We start from the raw sequence: 796 nt of genomic DNA, 5'->3' as shown, positions 1-796 counted from the left end.
AACCCTATTACATCCGGCAACGTTGACACAACCGATCAGACTCCGGTGCTGAGGGGCCGGCGCGTCTGTTCCGTCGAAAAAACATCCTCCAGAGCCCCGGGAGCGCGAAAAACACGAGAATTACTTCTCTCGGCGAGTACCTTGGCACGAGAAATGGGCTATCGGTCTATCTTGGCCACGTCCCGGCGCCCAAAAACGCCGGAACCAGGGGATCGGTGAGCGATGCGGGCTAAATACGCATGGGCATGACAACATAGCGTGCGCCATCATCTTCGTTGTTCGAGGTGATTACACAACTGGCGGTAGCATCGATGAGCCCCATATTCACTGTGTCTCCATCCAGCACAGACAAGACGTCCAGCAGATAACTGACATTGAAACCGATGGTCAGTTCTTCTCCCTGGTATTCCACTTCCAGATCTTCTTCTGCTTCTTCATGTTCAGGGTTGTGAGCCATCAAGTGCAAGACACCGGGCTCTACCTTGAAACGAACACCCCGGAATTTTTCGTTGGACAGGATAGCCGTCCGGGTAAGTGCTCCTTTCATCAGATCTCGGTCGGCAAGAAGTTGCTGTGTATTTGCCGTTGGTATGACCTTCGCATAATCCGGATAGCGCCCGTCGACCAGCTTGGTGGTAAAACTGCCATTGGGAAACTCAACCTGCATATGGCTGCTGCTGAATTGCAGCTCCACTTCGGGGACATCATCCGTGTTGTTCAGCAGCCTATTCAGTTCGATGACCGCCTTTCTGGGTACGATAGCCTGTATATCCAGATCCTCTGCAGTACCTGTTTC

General features: G+C 52.8%; 1 protein-coding gene. It reads right to left on the bottom strand.

The genetic code is table 11. The features are described from left to right. Window positions 1-229: 229 nt before the first annotated feature. A partial coding sequence (dnaN, locus tag ACOCD2_RS23250; protein WP_419626242.1) for a DNA polymerase III subunit beta occupies window positions 230-796 on the bottom strand: 567 nt, incomplete at its 5' end.

It is taken from the genome of Thiolapillus sp. (genome assembly GCF_048562965.1).
In the GTDB taxonomy this organism is placed as follows: Bacteria; Pseudomonadota; Gammaproteobacteria; order Chromatiales; family Chromatiaceae; genus Thiolapillus; species Thiolapillus brandeum_A.
This window is presented reverse-complemented; position numbering and strand designations above follow the sequence as displayed.